Origin of the sequence: Enterococcus sp. PF1-24 (genome assembly GCF_029893325.1) — a bacterium.
Taxonomy (GTDB): Bacteria; Bacillota; Bacilli; order Lactobacillales; family Enterococcaceae; genus HY326.
Genome location: NZ_JARXWL010000003.1, coordinates 46,664 through 67,293, shown reverse-complemented (window position 1 = coordinate 67,293; position 20,630 = coordinate 46,664). Strand labels below are relative to the sequence as shown.

Below are 20,630 nucleotides of genomic sequence, written 5' to 3'. Positions count from 1 at the left end.
ATCATTTTTATAAAACTTTTGCTAAAAATTCTTGCGCTCTTTTAGACTGCGGATTGCTAAAGAACATTTCCGGTGTAGCATCCTCTTCAATTATCCCATTTTCAACAAAACAAATCCGATCAGCTACTTCACGAGCAAAGCCCATTTCATGAGTGACTAAAGCCATAGTAATATTTGTATCTGCTAAACTTTTAATTACCGCTAAAACTTCTTTAACCATTTCCGGATCCAGTGCACTGGTTGGTTCATCAAAAAGCATCACTTCCGGTTCCATGCATAAAGCGCGGGCAATCGCCACCCGTTGTTTTTGACCACCAGATAATTTCGCAGGATATTCATCCGCCTTATCACTCAAGCCCACACGCGCTAGTAAATCTTGCGCTTTTTTTACAGCAACTTGCTTGTCCATTTTTTTGACTTTAATCGGTGCATAAATCATATTTTCTAAAACACTTTTATGGGGAAATAAGTTAAAATGTTGAAAAACCATACCGGTATTCTCGCGGATTTTTTTAATATCCACTTTCCCTTGCGTGATTTCTTGCCCATTAATCGTTATCGTACCAGCATCAGGTGTTTCTAATAAATTCATACAGCGTAGAATCGTGGATTTACCAGAACCAGACGGTCCGATAATCGCTACAATTTCACCTTTATCAATATGCAAATTAATCCCTTTCAGCACTTCAACTGAGCCAAAAGACTTGTGCAATTCTTTAATATCGATCACTACGTTTCAGCCTCCTTTCAATAAAGTTAGCAAAGGTATTTAAAATCATAACTAATACATAATAAATTGCCGCTACAACTATAAAAGGTTCAAACGCCAAATAAGTTGCATTCATAGCCACTTGTGCCGAACGCATTAAATCTAACATCCCAATCGTAGAAACCAATGATGATTCTTTCAATAATGCAATCGTCTCGTTCACCAAAGCCGGCAACACTGTTTTTAACGCTTGCGGAACAATGATATCTTTTAAAGCATCCACTCTCGAAACACCTAAAGACAAAGCCGCTTCCATTTGTCCTGAATCCACCGCTTCAATTCCGCCACGTAAAATTTCAGAAATATAAGCCGCTGAATTTAGGGAAAAAGCAATTACCGCCGCTGTAAATGCCGGTATTTCATATCCTGTTAATTGAGGTGTTGCAAAATAGACAATAAAAACCTGCACCAATAATGGCGTGCCCCGAAAAATAGATGTATAAAATTGCGAAAGCCACTTTAAAATTTTTATACCAGAAACTTTAACTAACGCTAAAACCACACCTAAAAACAAACCGCCAATTAATGAAATGCCCGTAATTTCTAAAGTGCTTTTTAAGCCATTCAGATAAACATTTTTATAAGGTAAAATCCGATCAAAATGCATATTAAATTCTGCACCATAAGCTACCGTAAAACTACTATCTAGCCATAAAAAAGCACCACTTACCAGCGTTATTAGCAAGCACCACTTTAATCGCCTACTTTTTCCATCCCACATTTCCCAACCTCCTACATATTTCGCAAAAAATGTTTAAATATTCATTTATTTGTATATTATTTATCATATCATATCAAAAATGATTTGTGTATGTTTTTAATAATAAATAATCAATTTTTTTCAAAAAAATAGAGTTAACAAAGATAAAACACCTTCGTTAACTCTATTTATCATTCAAAAAACGCCCATCTCCAAAATAACTAAGGAGATGGGCGTTTCATTTCATCCGAAATTAAGCATTATATGCATCAACGATGATTTGTTTCAATTCGCTGATTAATGGTTCTTTTGGATTTGCTGTTGTACATTGATCTTCGTAAGCTAATTCAGCCATACGATCAACAGTTGAATCTAATGTTTCTTGAGTTACGCCTTGCGCTTTCAAGTTCATGTTGATACCAACAGTTTTACCTAAATCACTAACAGCTGTTGCTAAAGCTTCAACTAATTCTGCAGTTGTTTTACCTTTAAGTCCTAAGAACTTAGCGATATCAGCGTAGTCAGTGTCAGCGCGGAAGTAGTCATATTTAGGGAACATTGCATGTTTTTGAGGATCTTTGGCATTGTAACGGATTACGTGCGGTAATAAGATCGCATTTGTACGTCCGTGAGGAATACCATATTCTCCACCAATTTTATGGGCTACTGAGTGACAAATTCCCAAGAAAGCATTCGCGAATGCCATACCAGCCATTGTAGAAGCGTTATGCATTTTTTCACGAGATTCCATATCAGGAGTTTTCACAGATTTTTCCAAATAGTCAAAGACTAATTTAATTGCTTGTAAGCTTAAACCACGAGTGTAATCAGATGCCATTACTGACACGTAAGATTCAATTGCGTGAGTTAATACGTCCATACCAGTATCAGCAGTTACTGATGCAGGAACTGACATAACGAATTGAGGGTCAATAATTGCCACATCAGGAGTTAAAGCGTAGTCAGCTAATGGATATTTAACGTGTGTATCGCTATCTGTAATAACCGCAAATGGTGTTACTTCAGAACCTGTACCAGATGTTGTTGGAATACATACAAATTGAGTTTTTTCAGGTTTAGAAATTTTGTAAGTACGTTTACGGATATCTAAGAATTTTTGTTTAGCGCCGAAGAATGAAGTATCTGGGTGTTCATAGAACATCCACATTCCTTTAGCAGCATCCATTGCAGAACCACCACCAAGAGCGATAATTGTATCTGGTTTAAATTCAGCCATCATTTTAGTACCAGCGTAAACAGTGTCAGTTGAAGGGTTAGGTTCTACATCTGAGAAGACTTCAATTTTCACATCGTTTTTACGACGAGCTAATACTTCACGAACTGTGTCAGCATAACCGAATTGAACCATACCTGGGTCACAAACGATCATTACGCGTTCAACGTTTTCCATTTTTTCTAGATACAACAATGAATTCTTTTCAAAGTAAATTTTTGATGGAAGTTTAAACCATTGCATATTATTTCTCCGTTTCGCTACAGTTTTGACATTAATCAAGTTAATTGCAGATACGTTTTTAGAAACTGAGTTTTTACCGTAAGATCCACAACCTAATGTTAATGAAGGAATCATTTCGTTGTAAATATTACCGATACCACCTTCAGCAGATGGAGAATTTACTAAGATACGGCAAGCTTTCATGCGTAAACCAAATTTAATTTGTAAGTCTTCATCTTCTGTATGGATAACAGCAGTATGTCCTAAACCGCCTAATTCTAACATTGCTTCACATAAGTCAAAAGCATGTTCGTGGCTGTTTGATTTCATCATTGCAAGTACTGGAGAAAGTTTTTCTCTTGATAATGGGTACTCAGCGCCAGCGCCTTCTAATTCAGCAACTAAAATTTTAGTACCAGCAGGAACTTTAATACCAGCTAAGTCAGCGATATGTTCTGCAGAGTAACCTACGATTTTAGGGTTAACAGCTGTTTTAGTTTCGTTCATTACAGCATCTTCAAGTTTTTTCAATTCGTTAGCTTTAACGAAGTATACTTGATGTGCTTCAAATTCAGCTTTAACAGCTGCGTAAACTTCTTTATCAACGATAACTGCTTGTTCAGAAGCACAAATCATACCGTTATCGAAAGATTTAGAAACGATTAAATCGTTAACAGCACGTTTGATTTTAGCAGTTTTTTCAATGTAAGATGGTACGTTACCAGCACCAACACCTAAAGCAGGTTTACCAGTTGAGTAAGCTGATTTAACCATACCAGGTCCACCAGTTGCTAAAACAATTGCTACGCCTTCGTGGTTCATTAACATTGAAGTTGCGTCAATTGATGGATGTTCAATCCATTGTACACAGTTTTCAGGTGCGCCAGCTGCAATCGCTGCATCGCGAACAATACGAGCTGCTTCAGCAGAACATTTTTGAGCGCTTGGATGGAATGCAAAAATAATTGGGTTTGCTGTTTTTAAAGCGATCATTGCTTTAAAGATTGTTGTTGAAGTTGGGTTAGTTGTTGGTGTTACCCCACAAACTACGCCGACTGGTCCAGCAATTTCAACGATTCCTTTTTGTTTGTCTTCGCTGATTACGCCAACAGTTTTATCATGTTTAATGCTGTTCCAGATATACTCTGAAGCATACATATTTTTAATAGCTTTATCTTCTACGATACCACGGCCAGTTTCTTCAACCGCCATTTTAGCAAGAGGCATATGTTGATCTAAGGCTGCCATTGCCATTTCATGAACGATGTGGTCAATTTTTTCTTGATCAAAATTAGCCATTTCTTTTAAAGCAACGTTTGCTTTTGCAGCTAATTCATCGATCATTGTTGAAACATCAACAGTTTCTGTTTTCTTTGGTGTCTTTGCCATTGTCTTCCTCCTAAATATATGTCAACTTTCGATTGTTAACTTTTTCACATACTCAATATACAACATCCCGAGTAATTTGTAAATAGTTTTTCGTGATTTTTTTCACAAAATTTCAAAAAGCTTGAAAACTTAATTTTAGAAAGTGATTTTCCTAATAAAAACAAGCGTTTCTCTGTTTTTTCAAAGAATGCGTTTTCATAATTTTAATACAAATAAAAAAAGTTCAGGCCGTCAATTTCACGGTCTGAACAAATGAATTTTTGCACAATCTCTTAAAATAAATCAGAAAAGTCATCAAATTCTGCTAAACTGCTGTTTTTCGTTTGAATTAAAAATTGTTGGTAATCGAAAAAATCGTTGACGTTGGTTTCAGCAATATCAGCCAAGGCTTCTGTCAATGTCGTGAAATTCTTTCTTTTCCAGCGAAACTCCCAAAAATATTTTTCTAAAGCTTCTTTATCTATTTCAGGGTAGCCTGCTTGATTAAAAGCTTTGCACTTTCGCTTAATGGTTTGTCGCAAACGAAATTTTTGCCACTGATTAAATTCTTTCATCTTTTTTCCTTTTTCTATCAGATTAATTATGTAAAAAGAAAGGTTGACCACCCTACCATTTCAAAAATAAAATGGCAAGGTGGTCAAAACCGCAATAATTAGTCGTTATTTATTTAGTAATGACTATTCTTCTGTTGTATCTTCTTCAGAAATAGTTTCTTCAATTACTGTTTCTTCAGCAGCATCAACAGCTACGTTAGGTGTAACTGACCGAATTGAATTACGTTCAAACTCTAAATAGATTCCTTCGCAATCAAGAATTACAGTACCTTTTTCTGTGTCAATTTCAGAAACAACACCGTGTAAACCCCCGGCTGTAATCGCGCTGTCACCAGGTTTCATAGCATTTAATAAATTTTGACGTTCTTGCTGTTGTTTCTTTTGTCCTCTTGATGTAAAATACATCATCCCAATCATTGCTACGATAGCAACTAGATAAACCCACATGTTTTGTTCCTCCGATTTCTTAAACGAATTAATATAGTTTATTTGCACACAAATCAAAAGTGGATTTCCGCCACTTTTCTCTAAGGATAACTGTAGCAAATAATTCAGCTAAACTCTAGCGTTTTTAGAAACTTTTCGCATTTTCTTTGTTAAATCCGTATTCTTCAAAGAAAGCTTGCCGGAATTCCAACAAATTATCATCCATAATCGCTTGGCGCACTTGTTTCATCACATTTAATAAAAAGTATAAATTATGATAAGAAGTTAAGCGAATTCCGAAAGTTTCATCGCATTTAATTAAATGACGAATATAAGCGCGACTGTAGTTACGACAAGTATAACAATCACATTTTTCATCTAATGGTCGGAAATCGTGCGCAAACTCAGCGTTTTTCACAACTAAACGGCCTTTTGAAGTCATACAAGTGCCGTTACGAGCAATCCGCGTTGGCAGAACGCAGTCAAACATATCCACCCCACGAATCACGCCATCAATTAAAGAATCAGCTGTGCCAACTCCCATTAAATAGCGAGGTTTATTTTCTGGCAACCTTGGTGTGGTAAACTCTAAGACCCGATTCATTTCCGCTTTAGGCTCCCCTACTGATAATCCACCAATTGAATACCCCGGAAAATCCATACTAACTAAATCTTGCGCACTTTGACGACGCAAATCTTCAAAGCCCGCCCCTTGCACAATCCCGAATAACCCTTGGGTTGCTGGATTGGCATGAGCTTTCAAGCCCCGCTCTGCCCAACGAGAAGTACGGGCCACAGATTTTTGAACATACTCATAACTTTCATTAAAAGGTGGACACTCATCAAAGCTCATCATAATATCTGAACCTAATTTATTTTGAATATCAATTGCCTTTTCTGGTGATAAAAACATTTTAGAGCCATTTAAATGGTTTTTAAAATGAACCCCTTCTTCAACGATATTCCGCATATCACTTAAAGAAAAGACTTGGAAACCACCTGAATCGGTTAAAATCGGTTGGTCCCAGTTCATAAATTTATGTAAACCACCAGCTTCAGCCACTAAGTCTTCCCCGGGCCGCAACCATAAATGATAAGTGTTACTTAAAATAATTCCGGCACCCATCTCTTTTAATTCTTCAGGCGACATAGTTTTAACGGTGGCTAATGTGCCAACTGGCATAAACATCGGTGTTGGAAACGTGCCGTGGGGAGTAATTATCTCACCTAAACGGGCACCCGTATGCTTTTCTTTCTTGATTAAACGATAGCGAATGGCAGATTCTGTCATTGCCTTACCTACTTTCTTTTCTTAAACTCAAATTTTCTATGTAACCCGTTAATTTTACTTTGTTTTAACAGGATTTGCAACTGTGAATTAGAAAAGTGAAACGCATTTTCCAACAACCACAATCAGTTAATCACATAGTCTCCTAATTTAACAAAGTAAATTCGTAATTGACTCGGCCTAAGCTCTATTAAGACATCAGCTTCATCTACTAAAATAACAGAGTCTTCTCTAATTTTTTCAATTTTCCACAAGCTATCTTCTTCAACTGAATAGTCCTCACTCATTTCCGCTACTGATACATTAACCGTAAAAGGACGAAAACACTGGTATCTATCACCAATAGATAATTCTGCTAATGCAGCAGCTTTTTCGGTTTTTTCTTCAACAAATTGTTTATTACTGGCGCTTATAAAAAAATACAGTCCTGCTACCCCTCCCACGACAACAATATAGATAGCAAAAAATTTCCCCAAACGCTTAGCAATCATTTTGAAATTTCCCATTTCAAACACCCGCTCACCTTTTTTCAATCAGTATAACATTTTTCACAAACAGAAAAAAAGATACCAAAATTTGATATCTTTTCCGTTAAATAAAATTTATTCCTCTTCAAGCTCTGGTGAAAAGCGGAATTTGATTAATTCGTTGACAAAAATCGGTACAATTGATAAACCGATAACTAATAACCAATGATTTAAACTAATTATCACTAAACCAAATAAGGTTTGTGTTACTGGTAATAAAGCAATGACAGTTGTAATGAAAATCGCTAATAGCGCCATTTCAAATAGCGATTTATTTCTTCCTAAGTTTACTTTAAAAATTGAACGACTACTGCGAACATTAAAGACGTGCAAAATAGAAGAGTAAGCTAACACCAGAAAAGCTACCGTTTGTCCTACTTCTTGACTGGCTGTCACCCAATGACTGATACCGTCAACAAAGCTCCCTAAATAAAAACCTAACAAGGCAACAACTGTAAAACTGACAGCATTCACTAAGATTTTTTGCCATAAGCCTCGGCCAAGAATACTTTCTTCTCTAGGAATGGAAGCTTCTTCCATAATTCCCGCTTCGGCTGGCTCACGTCCTAATGCAAAACCAGGCAAGCCATCAGCCACTACATTAACAAACAGCAATTGTACAGCGGTAAAAGGCGCCCCCCAACCTAACAACATGGCAATTAAGACGATAAAAATTTCTGAAATATTACAACTTAGCAAAAAGTTAATCGCTTTACGAATATTGCGATAAACCGTCCGACCTCGCGCAACTGCATCGACTATCGTCGCAAAATTATCATCAGTTAAAATCATATCCGCAGCACTTTGCGCAACATCCGTACCGGTAATCCCCATGGCAGCGCCCACATCACTAACTTTTAAAGCCGGCGCATCGTTTACCTCGTCGCCAGTCATCGCAACAACGGCGCCAGTTTTTGCCAAGCTTTAACGATGCGGATTTTATCTTCGGGCGTCACTCGGGCATAAACGGATAACTCTGTTACTCGTTCTGCTAATTCTTGATCGCTCATTTCCCTTAATTCCGTACCGGTTATTGCTTCTTTTTTATCTGTTAAAATACCTAACTCTTTGGCAATCGCACTGGCGGTAACTACATGGTCGCCGGTAATCATCACTGTTTTTATACCGGCTTTTTTTCCCGCGAGCAATGGCACCTTTACTTTCAGGTCGCGGAGGATCAATCATGCCGATTAAGCCCAATAAATGAAGATCTTTTTCTAAGGCTTCCGGCGCTATCACGGGTGGTTTTAGCGTAACCAACGGCAATCACTCGTAAAGCCCGTTTACCAAAGCGATCATTTACCACCGCTGCCTGTTCAACATTGCCGTATTTAAATTTCGGCAACAAGATATCAAAGGCCCCTTTAGTAATTGAAAGGTAACGTTTCCCCATTTTATGCACAGTGGTCATCATCTTACGGTCAGAGTCAAAGGGAATCTCGCCAACTCGCGGATATTTCTCCTCTAATTCAGCTTTTGTGTGGTAATTTTCTTCAATTGCCCGTACAATCGCTGCTTCAGTGGGATTGCCTTTAACGATGACCTCATCGTTTTCATAAGTAACAATTACATCGGTATTTAAAGCGGCAAATTGTAAAACTTCCATCGCTTCATCCGTCATTAAATTTTCAATGTCGGTTACTTCATCGCCTTGACGCCAAACTTGTCGCACCCGCATTTTATTTTGCGTCAAAGTTCCGGTTTTATCAGAACAAATCACATTAGCGGTCCCTAAAGTCTCCACTGCCGGTAATTGCCGAATAATCGCATGTTTTTTTGCCATCTGCTGTACACCGTAAGCTAAAGTTAGTGTTACAATAACCGTTAACGTTTCTGGCACAGCCGCCACCGCTAAAGAAACAGCCGTCATAAACATTTCTAACAAAGGCTCTCCTTGCAACTGACCTATGAAAAAGACTAAGCCTGCCGCTGCCAAAGCAATCAAACTAATTCTTTTACCTAACTGGTTTAAACGCTTTTGTAACGGTGTTTTATCGTTGGTCTCACGATTTAACAGTTCCGCAATTTTCCCCATCTCCGTTGCCATCCCAGTCGCCGTCACAAAAACTTGACCGCGGCCATTTAAAATGGTTGTACCTTTATAAACCATGTTTCTTCGATCACCTAGCGGCGTATCAGCTTCCCCTACAAAATCAACAGTCTTTTCAATCGCTTCACTTTCACCGGTTAAAGATGCTTCATCCACCCGCAATTGGCTATTTTGAATTAAACGACCATCTGCAACGACTGACATACCGGTTTCTAAAACCAAAATGTCTCCTGGCACCACTTCTTCGGCATCAATTTCCACCACTTGACCTGCTCGTTTTACAACAGCGCGTTGTTTATTCATTTGTTGCAAAGCTTGCAACGATTTCTCAGCATTCCCTTCTTGAATAATCGCCAACAAGGAATTAATCAAAACAATCGCAATAATCAAGATCCCTTCAAAGTAATCCCCATGATCAGTAGCAATCGCGGTATAAAAAGAAATCCCCGCCGCTACTAATAAAATAATCGTCGTAAAATCCCCTAGGCTATGAAGAAACTTTTTGACAAAAGAACTTTTCCGCTCTTCTTCGAAACGATTCAAGCCAAATTCTTCATGACGCCTTTTAACTTCTGCTGGCGAAAGCCCCACGTCAAAATCCACCTGGCTTTCCTGTTGCAATAATTCAACTTTTTTCTGATATGCTTCCATAAATAGCCTCCATTTCTAGCGAAAACTCCTTAAATATTACTTATTTTAAAAGCAATTTTTGCAAGAAGCTCCCTCTACTTTTTTACTGTTTATAAAATAACCATAATGCCTATCTTAAAATTCGTTAAACTTCTTCAAAAAAATATTTTTTCTTCCTATTAAAAATGTACCATGCTTGAATTAATTTTGACAAACCATTCGCCTTATAACTTTTTTAAAACAAATCATAAAAAATCAAACCGCCGACTTGCAAACGCTTTCTTTCTGTGCTATAATAAAAACATAAGGAAGGAGGATTAATCAGTAGCGTTGAAGAATTTCTCGATTAAGTAGAACCTGTAAACAATAAAGTTGTTCAAGCAAATTAAGATTCACCAAAGCATTGTACTTGTGAAGTAGCCAAGCACGACAACCTAATTAAAATTGATATGTGAACAAGTGAATAGTTACAATATTCAACAAAGTGATTTGTCAAATAAGACTTAGGAAAGTTTAAAGTAAAACAATTAATATAAATAGTTTGATCTTAAACGTAAAATGTGTGTTAATCTTTTAAAGTAAAACAAGATTTTTTGTTAACAATTACCGAAGAAATTCAACAATACTTTACATGTATAATGAGAGTAATCAACCATTCAGCGATACTGATTCCTTCCGAAAGCTTAACGAAGCCGGGTTTATCGAGAGCCCGGCTTTTTTGTGTGGAATTATAGATAAAAACAGCCAGCTTCTCAGCTGACTGTTTTCATTTTCATTCCTGTTATTCATTATTACCCTTGATTTAAAATATCTTCCATCACTTGTAGCACTTTGCGAACTTCACTATTTTTAATCAGTGGTTCGGCATTTTCTCGCACCACTTGGTAAAAATTACCGTAAAAAGACGGATATTCCGCTTTAGCTTCAGGAAAAGCAATTCGTTCCATCGCTTCTTCAGATGGCGGTGCCATCGTTTTCGTTAAACCAACGCCGGCTTGAATTGGCACTGGTGCTTGAGCAGCGGTATTACCAGTTGCCCGAATAATTTCTCCAGATAAATCCCAATCATCAATTTTGGCGGTACCTTCATAACCTTTCACATACCAGCGGGGCAGTTGCGTATAATTGGTGGTTCCTACTTCAATCAAAGCCCGTAAGCCATTTTCAAAGAGAATTGAAGTAAAGAAACCGTCGTCCACTTCATCCCCTAAAACATAGCTTAAATCCGTGTGAATTTCTTTAATCGGGCTATCGACTAGCCAAAGTATCTGGTCAAATAAATGAACGCCCCAATCCAGCAACATACCGCCACCCTGGGCTTTTAAATGACGCCAGTCGCCAGGAATGCCGTTAGCGCCGTGAACGCGAGACTCGATTTGAAACAATTCACCGATTTGGCGTTTTTGATATAAATCACGAATAATCAGAAAATCTGGGTCCCAACGACGATTTTGATGAACCATAAAGACTCTTTCGTGAGCTTGGGCTACCGCTAAAATCTCATCTAATTCCGCCACATTCATCGCTACCGGTTTTTCACTAATCACATGTTTCCCGGCTTTTAAGGCGGCTACCGCTAAATCTTTATGGGCATCATTAGGGGTTGCGATTAAAATAGCTTCAACTTGTGGATCCTGCAAAACCGCTTCAAAGCTTGCATAAGCTTTCAATCCTTGCGCCGCCGCAGCTTGCTGCCGCTCAGTTTTAATATCAAAAGTACCGATTACTTGAATTTTATCTTGCTCTGCAGGCATTAACTCAGCCACATGATAAGACCCCATACCACCGTAGCCCACCACTACAAAATTAATTGCTTTCATTGCGTTTTCCTTTCCAACGAACCATTGTTCAAAATTATTTTACGCCCACCACATACCAGAAGGCTGTTCTTTAATCATCAATGATTTCAAATTAACCACCGCTCGATTCAGCCCTTCTTCAATGGACATAATTGGGTCTTCATGCTCGATACTCAAAACATAATCATAGCCATAAATTCGCAAGGCTGAAATAATATCTGACCAAACTTTCAAATCATGACCGCAACCAACTGAACGGAAGGTCCACGCCCGTGTTTTGACATTTTCATAAGGCTGCATATCGGTTAAGCCGTGCATATTGATATTATCTTGATCTAAATAAGTATCTTTGGCGTGGAAATGATGGATCGCACCAGCTTCTCCTAAAATTTTGATTGCCGCCACTGGATCAATCCCTTGCCACCATAAATGGCTTGGATCTAAATTACAACCAATTGCTTTGCCGGTCGCTTCCCGTAAACGCAACATCGTATAAGGGGTGTGGGCTAAAAAGCCACCATGCAGCTCGATACCAATTTTTACACCCGCGGTTTCTGCCGCTTGATTGATGCCTTGCCAATAAGGAATTAACACTTTTTCCCATTGATATTCATAGTTATCACTGTATTCTGTCGGCCAAGGTAAAACCGGCCAGTTCACTTGTGTATCGGTAGGATTACCGCCGCCAACGCCAGAAAAGCCATTAACAACTGGCACATTCATTAAGCTCGCTAATTTAATCGTTTTTCGCAATAATTCATCGGCTTCTTGCGCTACATTTTTCAATGGTGAAATTGGATTGTTATGGCAACTTAAAGCGGAAATCGTTAAACCTTTATCTGTCAATTTCGCCAAATATTCTTGGCGGGTTTCGCTGCTAGCTAATAATTTATCAATATCTAAATGGGCATTCCCTGGCGAACCGCCGGTGCCGATTTCAACGGCCTCCAAACCGTAGCTGGCAACTTTTTCAATCATTTCTTCAAAGCTCAAATTATTATAAAGAGGTGTAAAAACGCCTAATTTCATAGTTATCTTCCTTCCAAATTTTTTTCTAACGCTTGAAAATGACCGTATTTAGGGTAGCTGGCTTTCGTTGGTGCGCACCATTTTACCGCATTTTTAATAATTTTTTGTACATTTTCATCATAGTAGCTAGGGTACGTTTCATGACCTGGTTGGAAATAGAAAATTTTGCCATTGCCCCGACGATACGTACAACCGCTACGGAAAACTTCGCCACCAGGAAACCAGCTAACAAAAATTAATTCATCTGGTTGCGGAATATCAAAGTGTTCCCCATACATTTCTTCTTTTTCCAACTCAAAATAGTCTTCAATCCCCGTGGCAATCGGATGACCGGGATTAATATTCCACACGCGGCAATGTTTTTCATCTTCCCGCCATTTTAAATCGCAAGAAGTCCCCATTAATTTTTTAAATATTTTTGAAAAATGACCAGAGTGCAATACGATTAAGCCCATGCCTTCCAGCACCCGTTGATAAACCCGCTCAACGATTTCATCCGCCACTTCCTCGTGGGCGACATGACCCCACCATAACAAAACATCGGTTTCGGCTAAAACTTCGGAAGAAAGTCCATGTTCTGCTTCATCTAGCGTCGCTGTTTGAACGACGGTTTCTTCATCAGCTATAAACTTAGCCAACTGGCCGTGAATTCCCGCGGGATACATTTCGTTGACGGCTTCGTCAATTTTTTCGTGTCGATATTCATTCCATACAGTAACTTTCATTTTATTCTCCTGTGTCTTATTTATTCAAATAAACTGGTTGATTGGTTTTAGATGATTCATAAATCGCTGCTAAGATTTCCGTAACTACCAATGCTTCTTCCGGTTTCACAACAGGTTCAGTATCATTTAAAATTGCTGAAATCCATGATTTCGCTTCAATTAAAGAAGGATCATCACCCGCACCGTCATAAAAATCAACACCACCGGTTTCTAATTCCACTTGTTTTTCATACAACAAGCTGTGATCTTCCCCATTGATTCTCAGGCCGTCATTCATATCAGCGCCGGCTTTAGTGCCGCATAAAGAAGTTTTTGCTTCCTTAACATCTAAGGTATTCAAAGCCCAACTAGACTCCAAGAAAATTGTGGCTCCGTTTTCCATCGTGACAAAGCCAAAAGCGGAATCTTCCACTGTGAATTTTTCTGGATCCCAAGGGCCCCAAGCATTAGCAGCATTTTTAGTTTCAGCTAACTCACGGTAAGTTTTCCCTACTACAAATTTCGGTTGATAATTATTCATCATCCATAAAGTTAAATCTAAAGCGTGGGTGCCGATATCAATCAATGGCCCACCGCCTTGGGCTTCTTCATCCAAAAAGACACCCCAAGTCGGTACCGCCCGGCGACGAATCGCATGGGCTTTACCGAAATAAATATCTCCTAACGCTCCTTCTTGACAAACTTCATGTAAGTAAAGAGAATCTTTTCGGAAACGATTTTGATAGCCAATTGTTAATTTTTTCCCAGTGCGTTTGGCAGCGACCACCATTTGACGTGCTTCCTCAGGTGTTTTCGCCATTGGTTTTTCACACATGACATGGCAATCCGCCTCTAAGGCCGCAATTGAAATTGGTGCGTGGGCATTATTTGGTGTACAAACATGTACCACATCCAATTGTGATTCCGCTAACATTTGTTGGTAATCAGTATAGACTTTTGCATCCTCTGTGCCATACTTTTCTTTTGCAGCGACTGCTCTTTCTTCAATAATATCACAAAAAGCCACCATTGCGACTTCTTCAACTTGCGCTAGCGCCGGCATATGCTTGCCATTGGCGATACCGCCACAGCCGATTACTCCAATTTTTAAAACCATTATAAAATCCTCCTCTTGCTTATCTGCTTAAAAGTAAATGCTTTTACTAATTTCCGCCTTCATTATAACCAATTGAGCAGCTGCATTCTTCCCTCATCTTTTTCAAAAAGTTCCCGATTTTTGTCCTGTTATTTGAATTTTTACAGTATAATAAGAAAAACAGCTTAATTGGAGGTTATCATGAGTTTATACTTAGAGATTCCCGACTTAAATCCGCTTTTTCCTTTTCGCACCTTTATTTGTCAAGGTTGGGAAATTACATATCCTCATTGGCATAAGGAAATCGAGTTTATTTATTGTTTAAAAGGCAGCGTCAATTTAGGCACCAACGACCGCATTATTCAGTTGCAAGAAGGGGAAATTTATTTTTTCTATAGTGGCGAACCGCAATTTTTCTTGGCTTCTCCTGATAGCGAACGTATTGTTTATCAATTTGATTTAAAAATGTTTCACGAAAACGCCAATTTGCAAGAAACTGACCGCAATTTATACCAGCTTTTTCTTGAAGTTTTAAATCACAGCGCTGCTTGGCCCACTGAAATGACAGCCGAAATCAAGAAACTACTCTTAGAAATTTTTGAAATCAGCCAACAAGCGATTGAAGGGCAACAATACGCCATTACCGGCAAACTTTATCAAATTATCAGTCTTTTTTACCGTTTGCCAATTAAAGAAACCCAGCAACAGTTGCAATCAGCTAAGAAAATTTATCCAACGGAAGCTTTGGAACAATTGAATTTGATTTTTGAATATGTGGAAGCTCATTTTGAAAACACGATTACTTTAGATGAAGTGGCTAGTCATATTGGGTTTAGTTCTAGCTATTTTTCTCGCTTTTTCAAAAAAAATGTCGGTTTAACTTTTTCCCGCTACTTAATGGAATATCGCATCAATCATGCCAAATACATTTTAGGCACTGAAAATATTCCTATGACTGAAGTCGCCTCCCGTTCCGGATTTGCCAGCATCAAAACTTTCCACCACGTTTTCAAAGCCGCCGTGGGTATGGCACCTTTTCAATTTCAGAAGAAATATTTACTACAAGAAGATTAAAAAAACGAGAGAACAGCTACAAAACTAGCTGTTCTCTCGTTTTTCAATTATTTTATTTGACAAACATTGCATCGCCAAAACTAAAGAAGCGATATTTTTCGGCTATGGCATGTTGATAAGCCGCTAAAGTATTTTCCCTGCCAGCAAAAGCGCTGACTAACATCACTAAAGTGGATTTTGGCAAATGGAAATTAGTCAAGAAAGCTTCCACCACTTTAAATTGATATCCCGGTGTGATAAAAATATCCGTCCAACCACTATCGGCTTTAATTTCACCGGCGAATTTAGTACCGATGGTTTCTAACGTGCGAATGGAAGTGGTGCCGACTGCGACGATTTTTCCACCATTTGCTCGCACTTGATTCAGTTGAGCCGCGGCTTCTTCCGTTAAACGATAAAATTCGCTGTGCATTTGATGCTCTGCCAAATTATCGACACTGACTGGTCGGAAAGTTCCTAAGCCAACATGTAAAGTCAAATAAACCAATTGCACGCCTTTTGCTTCCAACTGTTTTAACACGGCTGGCGTAAAATGCAGACCAGCTGTCGGGGCAGCGGCTGAACCACTTTCTTTGGCGTAAACGGTTTGATAACGTTCGGAATCTTCCAAGCGCTCTTTAATATAAGGTGGCAAAGGCATTTCCCCTAAAATTTCAATAATCTCTAAGAAAATCCCTTCATATTTAAAAGTGATGATTCGTCCGCCGTGGTCCAACTCTTTTTCAACAACAGCTTTTAAGCGACCATCGCCGAAAACTATTTCCGTACCAACTTTTGCTCGTTTAGCTGGTTTAATTAACGTTTCCCAAGTGTCGCCGGCCGTATTGGTTAAAAGCAAGACTTCTAAATGGCCGCCAGTTTCCGGTTTCTCCCCGTATAAGCGGGCGGGTAAAACGCGGGTATCATTCATCACTAAGGCATCGCCGGCTTGCAACTCCTCGATGATATCTGTAAAAGTGCCATCTTTAACCGCGCCGGTTTCTTTTTCTAAAACTAATAAGCGAGAGCTGGCACGGTCTTTCAAAGGGGTTTGGGCGATTAATTCTTCTGGCAAATCAAAATCAAAATCATTTGTTGTTAACATTTTATTTCCTCAAATCTTTCCGATATTATCCTTGGTTATTCTATCACGATTTTCAGCTGATGGCGAATTAAAATCATTTGTTTCTTTCCAAAGAATCTATAGAAATGCGAAGCTTTAACGTTTTTAGTCAACTAATAAAAAAATTTTCATTTATTTATACTTTTTTGCTTTTCTTCACAAAAAACACACAATCGTTTTGTATAATGTAATTACCAACAAACAACCAACACTTTTTCATTTTTACTCCTAGCCTGCTAGATTTTACTAGTAGGTCTTTTTTTGTCTAAAAACAAGAAAATCAAGCTCAAAAATGAACTTGATTCCTTTTTATTTTAAAGTTGACGCCATTGTCGTTGTGCATCAAAACTTTCCGCCTCCGCAAAAGCCTCATCTACAATCGCCTGCGGGTAATCTAAAATCTTCAATAGCTGAATGGCATTGCGGGAAACTGCTGGCCCTTTACGCAGCCGATAATCAAAGGCAATACCTTCTTCCTCGGTAACTTGCTCTTCAAAATGCAAATTATCACAGCTATCTTTTAAAATTTCCGTTAACTCAATATCATGAGTCGCCACAAAAGCTAAAACATTTTTATCTTTCAGCCAATTGACAATACTAGCCGAAGCGGAAATTCGCTCAATCGTATTGGTACCCTTCAAAATTTCATCAATAAAACAATAGCAGCACTCTCCGCTAGCGACTTGTTGCAATACTCGCTTCACCGATTTAATTTCCGCTACAAAATAACTATCGCCAGCAAAAATATTATCTTCCACCGCCATTGAAGTTAGCACATGTCCCGCCGGCATCGTAAAAGATTCCGCCAGCGTCGTATAAATCGTTTGCGATAAAATTGCATTAATGGCGATTGCTTTTACATAAGTTGATTTACCGGAAGCGTTTGAGCCTGTCACTAAAGTATTTTTCTGCCAAGCAACCGGATTAGCAACTGCATTATCCACTAAAGGATGGTAAACAGCTTCCCCGATAATTCCGCCAGTTTCAGTAAAAGTCGGCCGACAATTTAGTGGCACAATTTTACGATAATTTAAAATTGCGTAGGCCACTTCCAGCTTACCTAATAATTGCCAAACTTGAATCGCTGCGGCATTTTCTTTTTCCAAACGAGCTAAAATGAAATGATAAGTAATCAAAGGTAGCATAAACATCATATTAATGTAGTCAAAAAACATATCCATTTCCGTATTGGTTTTTACCCGAAAAGAAAAAGAGAATTTCAAAATGCTCTCTAACGGCTTAACCGCCTTAGTTAAAGCCGCCTGATTCGGCAAAGGTAGTTTACGGATTTTTTTCGCTGCACTAATCATTTGCACAAGATAAGCCATACTATTTAATTCCCGCTCAACCGTCTGCTTTTTCCCCATGTAATAAAAAAGATTAAAACAAAGGGCAGCTAGCGCTACTAACATAAATTGCGGAATAAAAAGTCCAGTAATCACACAGGAAATCGGCAATAGCCCTAATAAAACATGAAATTTAATGTTGGCTAACTGCTGTTTTTTACCGTCCGCTAAATAGCTAGCGACAAAATTTTTATCTTTTTTCCCTAAACTAGCAAAAATAAATTCGGTATCTTCTCGCATTTGCGGATTTTCATCAAAATATTGAATTAAGGCTTCTAGCTCCCCTTCTTCTTGACTAGTAAAATCAAAGCCCCGTATACGCTGATACAGCTGCTCAGAGCCAATGCTGGAATAGGTGTGATTAATCTGCTGAAAAACTTCAAACAAATCCAAATCATACCAAGTGATATCATCCACGTAGCTGTCTTTAGTAGTAAAAGCTGCTGCATTTTGATAAGCTTGTTGCAGACTTTCCTCTTTATCAAAGCGGGGTTCATAAGGCAGTTTCTGCCAATTATTACGGACTTTTCGCCGCAACTTCCAACTATCGTAAATACTAAATCCAATTACCGCTACTACAATCACCAAAATAACGCTTATAATTACGATTTGCCAAGTCATCTTCCAGCCGCCTTTTTATCACGCATTTTTTCTTTCAGTATACCACAGTTTTTTGTAAGAATAATCAGCCTAAAGTAGCAATAAATAAAGCCTGTTTTCTTTATTTTATGACGTTTAATTTCCTATTAAATAGCCTTCTTTTCCACCCTAAAAAAGAAGTTCTGAGTTTTTTTCAAAAAAGTACTTGCGCGTTCGTTAAATATAAGGGATACTAGCTTTGTCTGAAGATTATTTTTTTACTATTAAGCGGGAGAAATTTGCAGAATTTATGCTGCTAATTTCTGTTGCAACATTATTTTGAGGTGAATCATGAGTATTGCATTTTTTGTGACAATTATACTGGTTTTAGGCGTAATCTTTGTTAATGGGTGGACCGATGCTCCTAATGCCATCGCAACAGCCGTTTCAACCCGCGTTTTAAAACCCCGGACAGCCATTTGGTTGGCGGTCGCCATGAACTTCTGTGGCGCTTTAGTAATGACTTACTTCAATTCACAGGTTGCTGAAACCATCAGTAATATCGTTAGTTTTGACGGCCAAGGGAACGCTTCACAGGTTGCTTTAGCGGCTTCCTTATTTTCAATTGTCGTTTGGTCAGTAGCCGCTTGGTATTTCGGAATTCCTACCAGTGAATCTCACGCTTTAATTGCTGGCTTAACCGGCTCAGCTATGGCTTTAGGTGGCATAGGCGCAGTTAACGGCGGTGAGTGGCTGAAAGTTTTAATCGGACTGGTCATGTCGACAGTGCTTGGTTTTGGTGGAGGTTATTTATTCACTAAGTTATTGGTAGTTTTATTTGCCAATGTTTCCCGGCGCAAAGCGAATCGCTTCTTTACTACCGGTCAAGGAATTGCCGCAGCGGCAAATGCCTTTTTACACGGGGCGCAAGATGGTCAAAAATTTATGGGGGTTTTCATGTTAGGCCTCTACTACAACAATTTAGCAGAAAAAACCGGTAACGGCTTTACCATTCCACTTTGGGTGATGGCCTTATGTTCATTGACAATGGGCTTTGGAACTTCCGTTGGTGGCATGCGAATTATTAAATCTGTTGGGATGGACATGGTAAAATTAGAACGTTATCAAGGCTTTTCAGCCGATTTTAGCGCAGCAATTTGCTTGTTCTTAGCTTCCGTTTTCGGGATTCCCGTTTCAACAACACATACAAAAACAACTGCCATCATGGGTGTCGGCGCTTCTCGCCGTTTATCCAGTGTCGATTGGCAAATCGTTAAAGAAATGCTCATCGCCTGGATTTTAACTTTCCCAGGCTGCGGCGCTATTGCCTTTATCATGGCCAAATTATTTATGATGTTATTTTAGAAAGCAGAAAGGGCTCGTTCAGCTCACGAGCAAAGCTTAATTATACAAACTGATTTAAAAGAAAAATTATGGGGTGTAAAAACATGGCTAGAAAAAAACAATATAATTATTTTGATTCTTTAGTAAAATTAGCACAATGGACGGCTGAAGCAGCGACTCATTTAGATACTTTAGTTAAGAATTACGGAGTCGAAAACTTAGCAACCACTTCTGAAAAAATTCATGATTTAGAGCACCAAGCGGATGAAATCGTTTCGGAAGTAATGGCTGAGCTATATGATTCTTTTATTACACCAATCGACCGCGAAGATATTGTTGAAATTACGGAACGTTTAGATGATGTTATTGACGGCATCAACAGTACAACTTATTTATTTGAAAACTTAGCAGTTACTGAAATACGACCAAATACCGACGCTTTAGTGGAATGTATCGCTACTGCAACTTCAGGTTTATTAGTGGCTACTAAAGAATTTTCAAAATTTAAAAATTCTAAAAAACTAGCACAAATGATTAAAGAAGTTAGCGCCGCAGAAACGCAAGCGGACGAACTATATAGCAGCTTAACTAAAGTTTTATTCACAACTGACGTGCCTGTTATCGAAGTCATTAAATGGAAAGACATCTTCGATCAATTAGAAAACGTCGTTAACGTTTGTGAGCAAATCGTTGATTTAATCGCTCGTGTTGTCATTAAAAACATGTAATTTTTCAACCTCTCAGGTCATTTATCTGAGAGGTTTCATT

The 20,630-nt window shown here is 38.5% G+C and carries 16 protein-coding genes and 1 pseudogene; 3 read left to right on the top strand and 14 right to left on the bottom strand.

Features of this window, described 5'->3' with window-relative positions; all coding sequences use genetic code 11:
* Positions 1-7: 7 nt before the first annotated feature.
* From M2139_RS02125 to M2139_RS02070, 12 genes and pseudogenes are all read right to left on the bottom strand, one after another.
* Entirely contained in the window at positions 8-730 is a 723-nt protein-coding gene (locus tag M2139_RS02125; protein WP_280737146.1) for an amino acid ABC transporter ATP-binding protein, read from the bottom strand.
* Positions 717-1,490 carry an amino acid ABC transporter permease gene (locus tag M2139_RS02120; protein WP_280737145.1) on the bottom strand — a complete coding sequence of 258 codons (774 nt, stop codon included), beginning with the start codon at positions 1,488-1,490 and terminating at the stop codon, positions 717-719. The genes M2139_RS02125 and M2139_RS02120 overlap by 14 nt, the downstream gene beginning before the upstream one ends.
* Positions 1,491-1,722: 232 nt before the next feature.
* Positions 1,723-4,314: a bifunctional acetaldehyde-CoA/alcohol dehydrogenase gene (gene adhE / locus M2139_RS02115; RefSeq protein ID WP_280737144.1), complete on the bottom strand. Its 2,592-nt coding sequence runs from the start codon at positions 4,312-4,314 to the stop codon at positions 1,723-1,725.
* A gap of 272 nt (positions 4,315-4,586) precedes the next feature.
* Positions 4,587-4,868 (bottom strand): post-transcriptional regulator, encoded by a 282-nt coding sequence (locus M2139_RS02110; RefSeq protein ID WP_280737143.1) that lies wholly within the window; start codon positions 4,866-4,868, stop codon positions 4,587-4,589.
* Positions 4,869-4,991: 123 nt separating this feature from the next.
* Positions 4,992-5,315, bottom strand: coding sequence for a preprotein translocase subunit YajC (yajC, locus tag M2139_RS02105; protein ID WP_280737142.1), 324 nt, complete (start codon positions 5,313-5,315; stop codon positions 4,992-4,994).
* 124 nt (positions 5,316-5,439) lie between these two features.
* Entirely contained in the window at positions 5,440-6,585 is a 1,146-nt protein-coding gene (tgt, locus tag M2139_RS02100; RefSeq protein WP_280737141.1) for a tRNA guanosine(34) transglycosylase Tgt, read from the bottom strand.
* Between the two features lie 122 nt (positions 6,586-6,707).
* Positions 6,708-7,088, bottom strand: a complete 381-nt coding sequence (locus M2139_RS02095; protein ID WP_280737140.1) for a hypothetical protein — start codon at positions 7,086-7,088, stop codon at positions 6,708-6,710.
* A 96-nt stretch (positions 7,089-7,184) separates the two neighbouring features.
* Positions 7,185-9,810: pseudogene (locus M2139_RS02090) on the bottom strand (cation-translocating P-type ATPase).
* Positions 9,811-10,580: 770 nt separating this feature from the next.
* Complete coding sequence (locus tag M2139_RS02085) at positions 10,581-11,609, bottom strand: Gfo/Idh/MocA family oxidoreductase (RefSeq protein WP_280737139.1); 1,029 nt, start codon at positions 11,607-11,609, stop codon at positions 10,581-10,583.
* Positions 11,610-11,648: 39 nt separating this feature from the next.
* A complete protein-coding gene (locus M2139_RS02080; RefSeq protein ID WP_280737138.1) occupies positions 11,649-12,617 on the bottom strand; it encodes a sugar phosphate isomerase/epimerase in 969 nt (322 codons plus the stop codon).
* Positions 12,618-12,619: 2 nt separating this feature from the next.
* The gene (locus M2139_RS02075; protein WP_280737137.1) at positions 12,620-13,342 is read right to left on the bottom strand and encodes a ThuA domain-containing protein; all 723 of its coding nucleotides are present in this window, start codon (positions 13,340-13,342) and stop codon (positions 12,620-12,622) included.
* A gap of 16 nt (positions 13,343-13,358) precedes the next feature.
* On the bottom strand, positions 13,359-14,438 hold the full coding sequence (locus tag M2139_RS02070) for a Gfo/Idh/MocA family oxidoreductase (protein WP_280737136.1): 1,080 nt from the start codon (positions 14,436-14,438) through the stop codon (positions 13,359-13,361).
* 180 nt (positions 14,439-14,618) lie between these two features.
* On the opposite strand from M2139_RS02070, the gene M2139_RS02065 reads away from it, so the two are divergent.
* Complete coding sequence (locus M2139_RS02065; RefSeq protein ID WP_280737135.1) at positions 14,619-15,491, top strand: AraC family transcriptional regulator; 873 nt, start codon at positions 14,619-14,621, stop codon at positions 15,489-15,491.
* Between the two features lie 52 nt (positions 15,492-15,543).
* Here M2139_RS02065 and queA read toward each other — a convergent pair whose 3' ends face one another.
* Positions 15,544-16,575, bottom strand: coding sequence for a tRNA preQ1(34) S-adenosylmethionine ribosyltransferase-isomerase QueA (gene queA, locus M2139_RS02060; protein WP_280737134.1), 1,032 nt, complete (start codon positions 16,573-16,575; stop codon positions 15,544-15,546).
* Between the two features lie 332 nt (positions 16,576-16,907).
* Entirely contained in the window at positions 16,908-18,560 is a 1,653-nt protein-coding gene (locus tag M2139_RS02055) for a DNA mismatch repair protein MutS (protein ID WP_280737133.1), read from the bottom strand.
* Between the two features lie 309 nt (positions 18,561-18,869).
* On the opposite strand from M2139_RS02055, the gene M2139_RS02050 reads away from it, so the two are divergent.
* Together M2139_RS02050 and M2139_RS02045 are read left to right on the top strand one after the other, a co-directional pair.
* Positions 18,870-19,883 carry an inorganic phosphate transporter gene (locus M2139_RS02050; RefSeq protein ID WP_280737132.1) on the top strand — a complete coding sequence of 338 codons (1,014 nt, stop codon included), beginning with the start codon at positions 18,870-18,872 and terminating at the stop codon, positions 19,881-19,883.
* A gap of 83 nt (positions 19,884-19,966) precedes the next feature.
* Positions 19,967-20,590 carry a DUF47 family protein gene (locus M2139_RS02045; RefSeq protein WP_280737131.1) on the top strand — a complete coding sequence of 208 codons (624 nt, stop codon included), beginning with the start codon at positions 19,967-19,969 and terminating at the stop codon, positions 20,588-20,590.
* Positions 20,591-20,630 lie beyond the last annotated feature (40 nt).

Excerpts from the sequence above, each read along its gene's own strand:
- M2139_RS02070 (WP_280737136.1), bottom strand. The coding sequence starts at position 14,438 with ATGGTTTTAAAAATTGGAGTAATCGGCTGTGGCGGTATCGCCAATGGC.
- yajC (WP_280737142.1), bottom strand. The coding sequence starts at position 5,315 with ATGTGGGTTTATCTAGTTGCTATCGTAGCAATGATTGGGATGATGTAT.
- M2139_RS02050 (WP_280737132.1), top strand. The coding sequence starts at position 18,870 with ATGAGTATTGCATTTTTTGTGACAATTATACTGGTTTTAGGCGTAATC.
- M2139_RS02075 (WP_280737137.1), bottom strand. The coding sequence starts at position 13,342 with ATGAAAGTTACTGTATGGAATGAATATCGACACGAAAAAATTGACGAA.
- M2139_RS02045 (WP_280737131.1), top strand. The coding sequence starts at position 19,967 with ATGGCTAGAAAAAAACAATATAATTATTTTGATTCTTTAGTAAAATTA.
- queA (WP_280737134.1), bottom strand. The coding sequence starts at position 16,575 with ATGTTAACAACAAATGATTTTGATTTTGATTTGCCAGAAGAATTAATC.
- M2139_RS02055 (WP_280737133.1), bottom strand. The coding sequence starts at position 18,560 with ATGACTTGGCAAATCGTAATTATAAGCGTTATTTTGGTGATTGTAGTA.
- M2139_RS02120 (WP_280737145.1), bottom strand. The coding sequence starts at position 1,490 with ATGTGGGATGGAAAAAGTAGGCGATTAAAGTGGTGCTTGCTAATAACG.
- M2139_RS02080 (WP_280737138.1), bottom strand. The coding sequence starts at position 12,617 with ATGAAATTAGGCGTTTTTACACCTCTTTATAATAATTTGAGCTTTGAA.
- adhE (WP_280737144.1), bottom strand. The coding sequence starts at position 4,314 with ATGGCAAAGACACCAAAGAAAACAGAAACTGTTGATGTTTCAACAATG.
- M2139_RS02110 (WP_280737143.1), bottom strand. The coding sequence starts at position 4,868 with ATGAAAGAATTTAATCAGTGGCAAAAATTTCGTTTGCGACAAACCATT.
- M2139_RS02095 (WP_280737140.1), bottom strand. The coding sequence starts at position 7,088 with ATGGGAAATTTCAAAATGATTGCTAAGCGTTTGGGGAAATTTTTTGCT.
- tgt (WP_280737141.1), bottom strand. The coding sequence starts at position 6,585 with ATGACAGAATCTGCCATTCGCTATCGTTTAATCAAGAAAGAAAAGCAT.
- M2139_RS02065 (WP_280737135.1), top strand. The coding sequence starts at position 14,619 with ATGAGTTTATACTTAGAGATTCCCGACTTAAATCCGCTTTTTCCTTTT.
- M2139_RS02085 (WP_280737139.1), bottom strand. The coding sequence starts at position 11,609 with ATGAAAGCAATTAATTTTGTAGTGGTGGGCTACGGTGGTATGGGGTCT.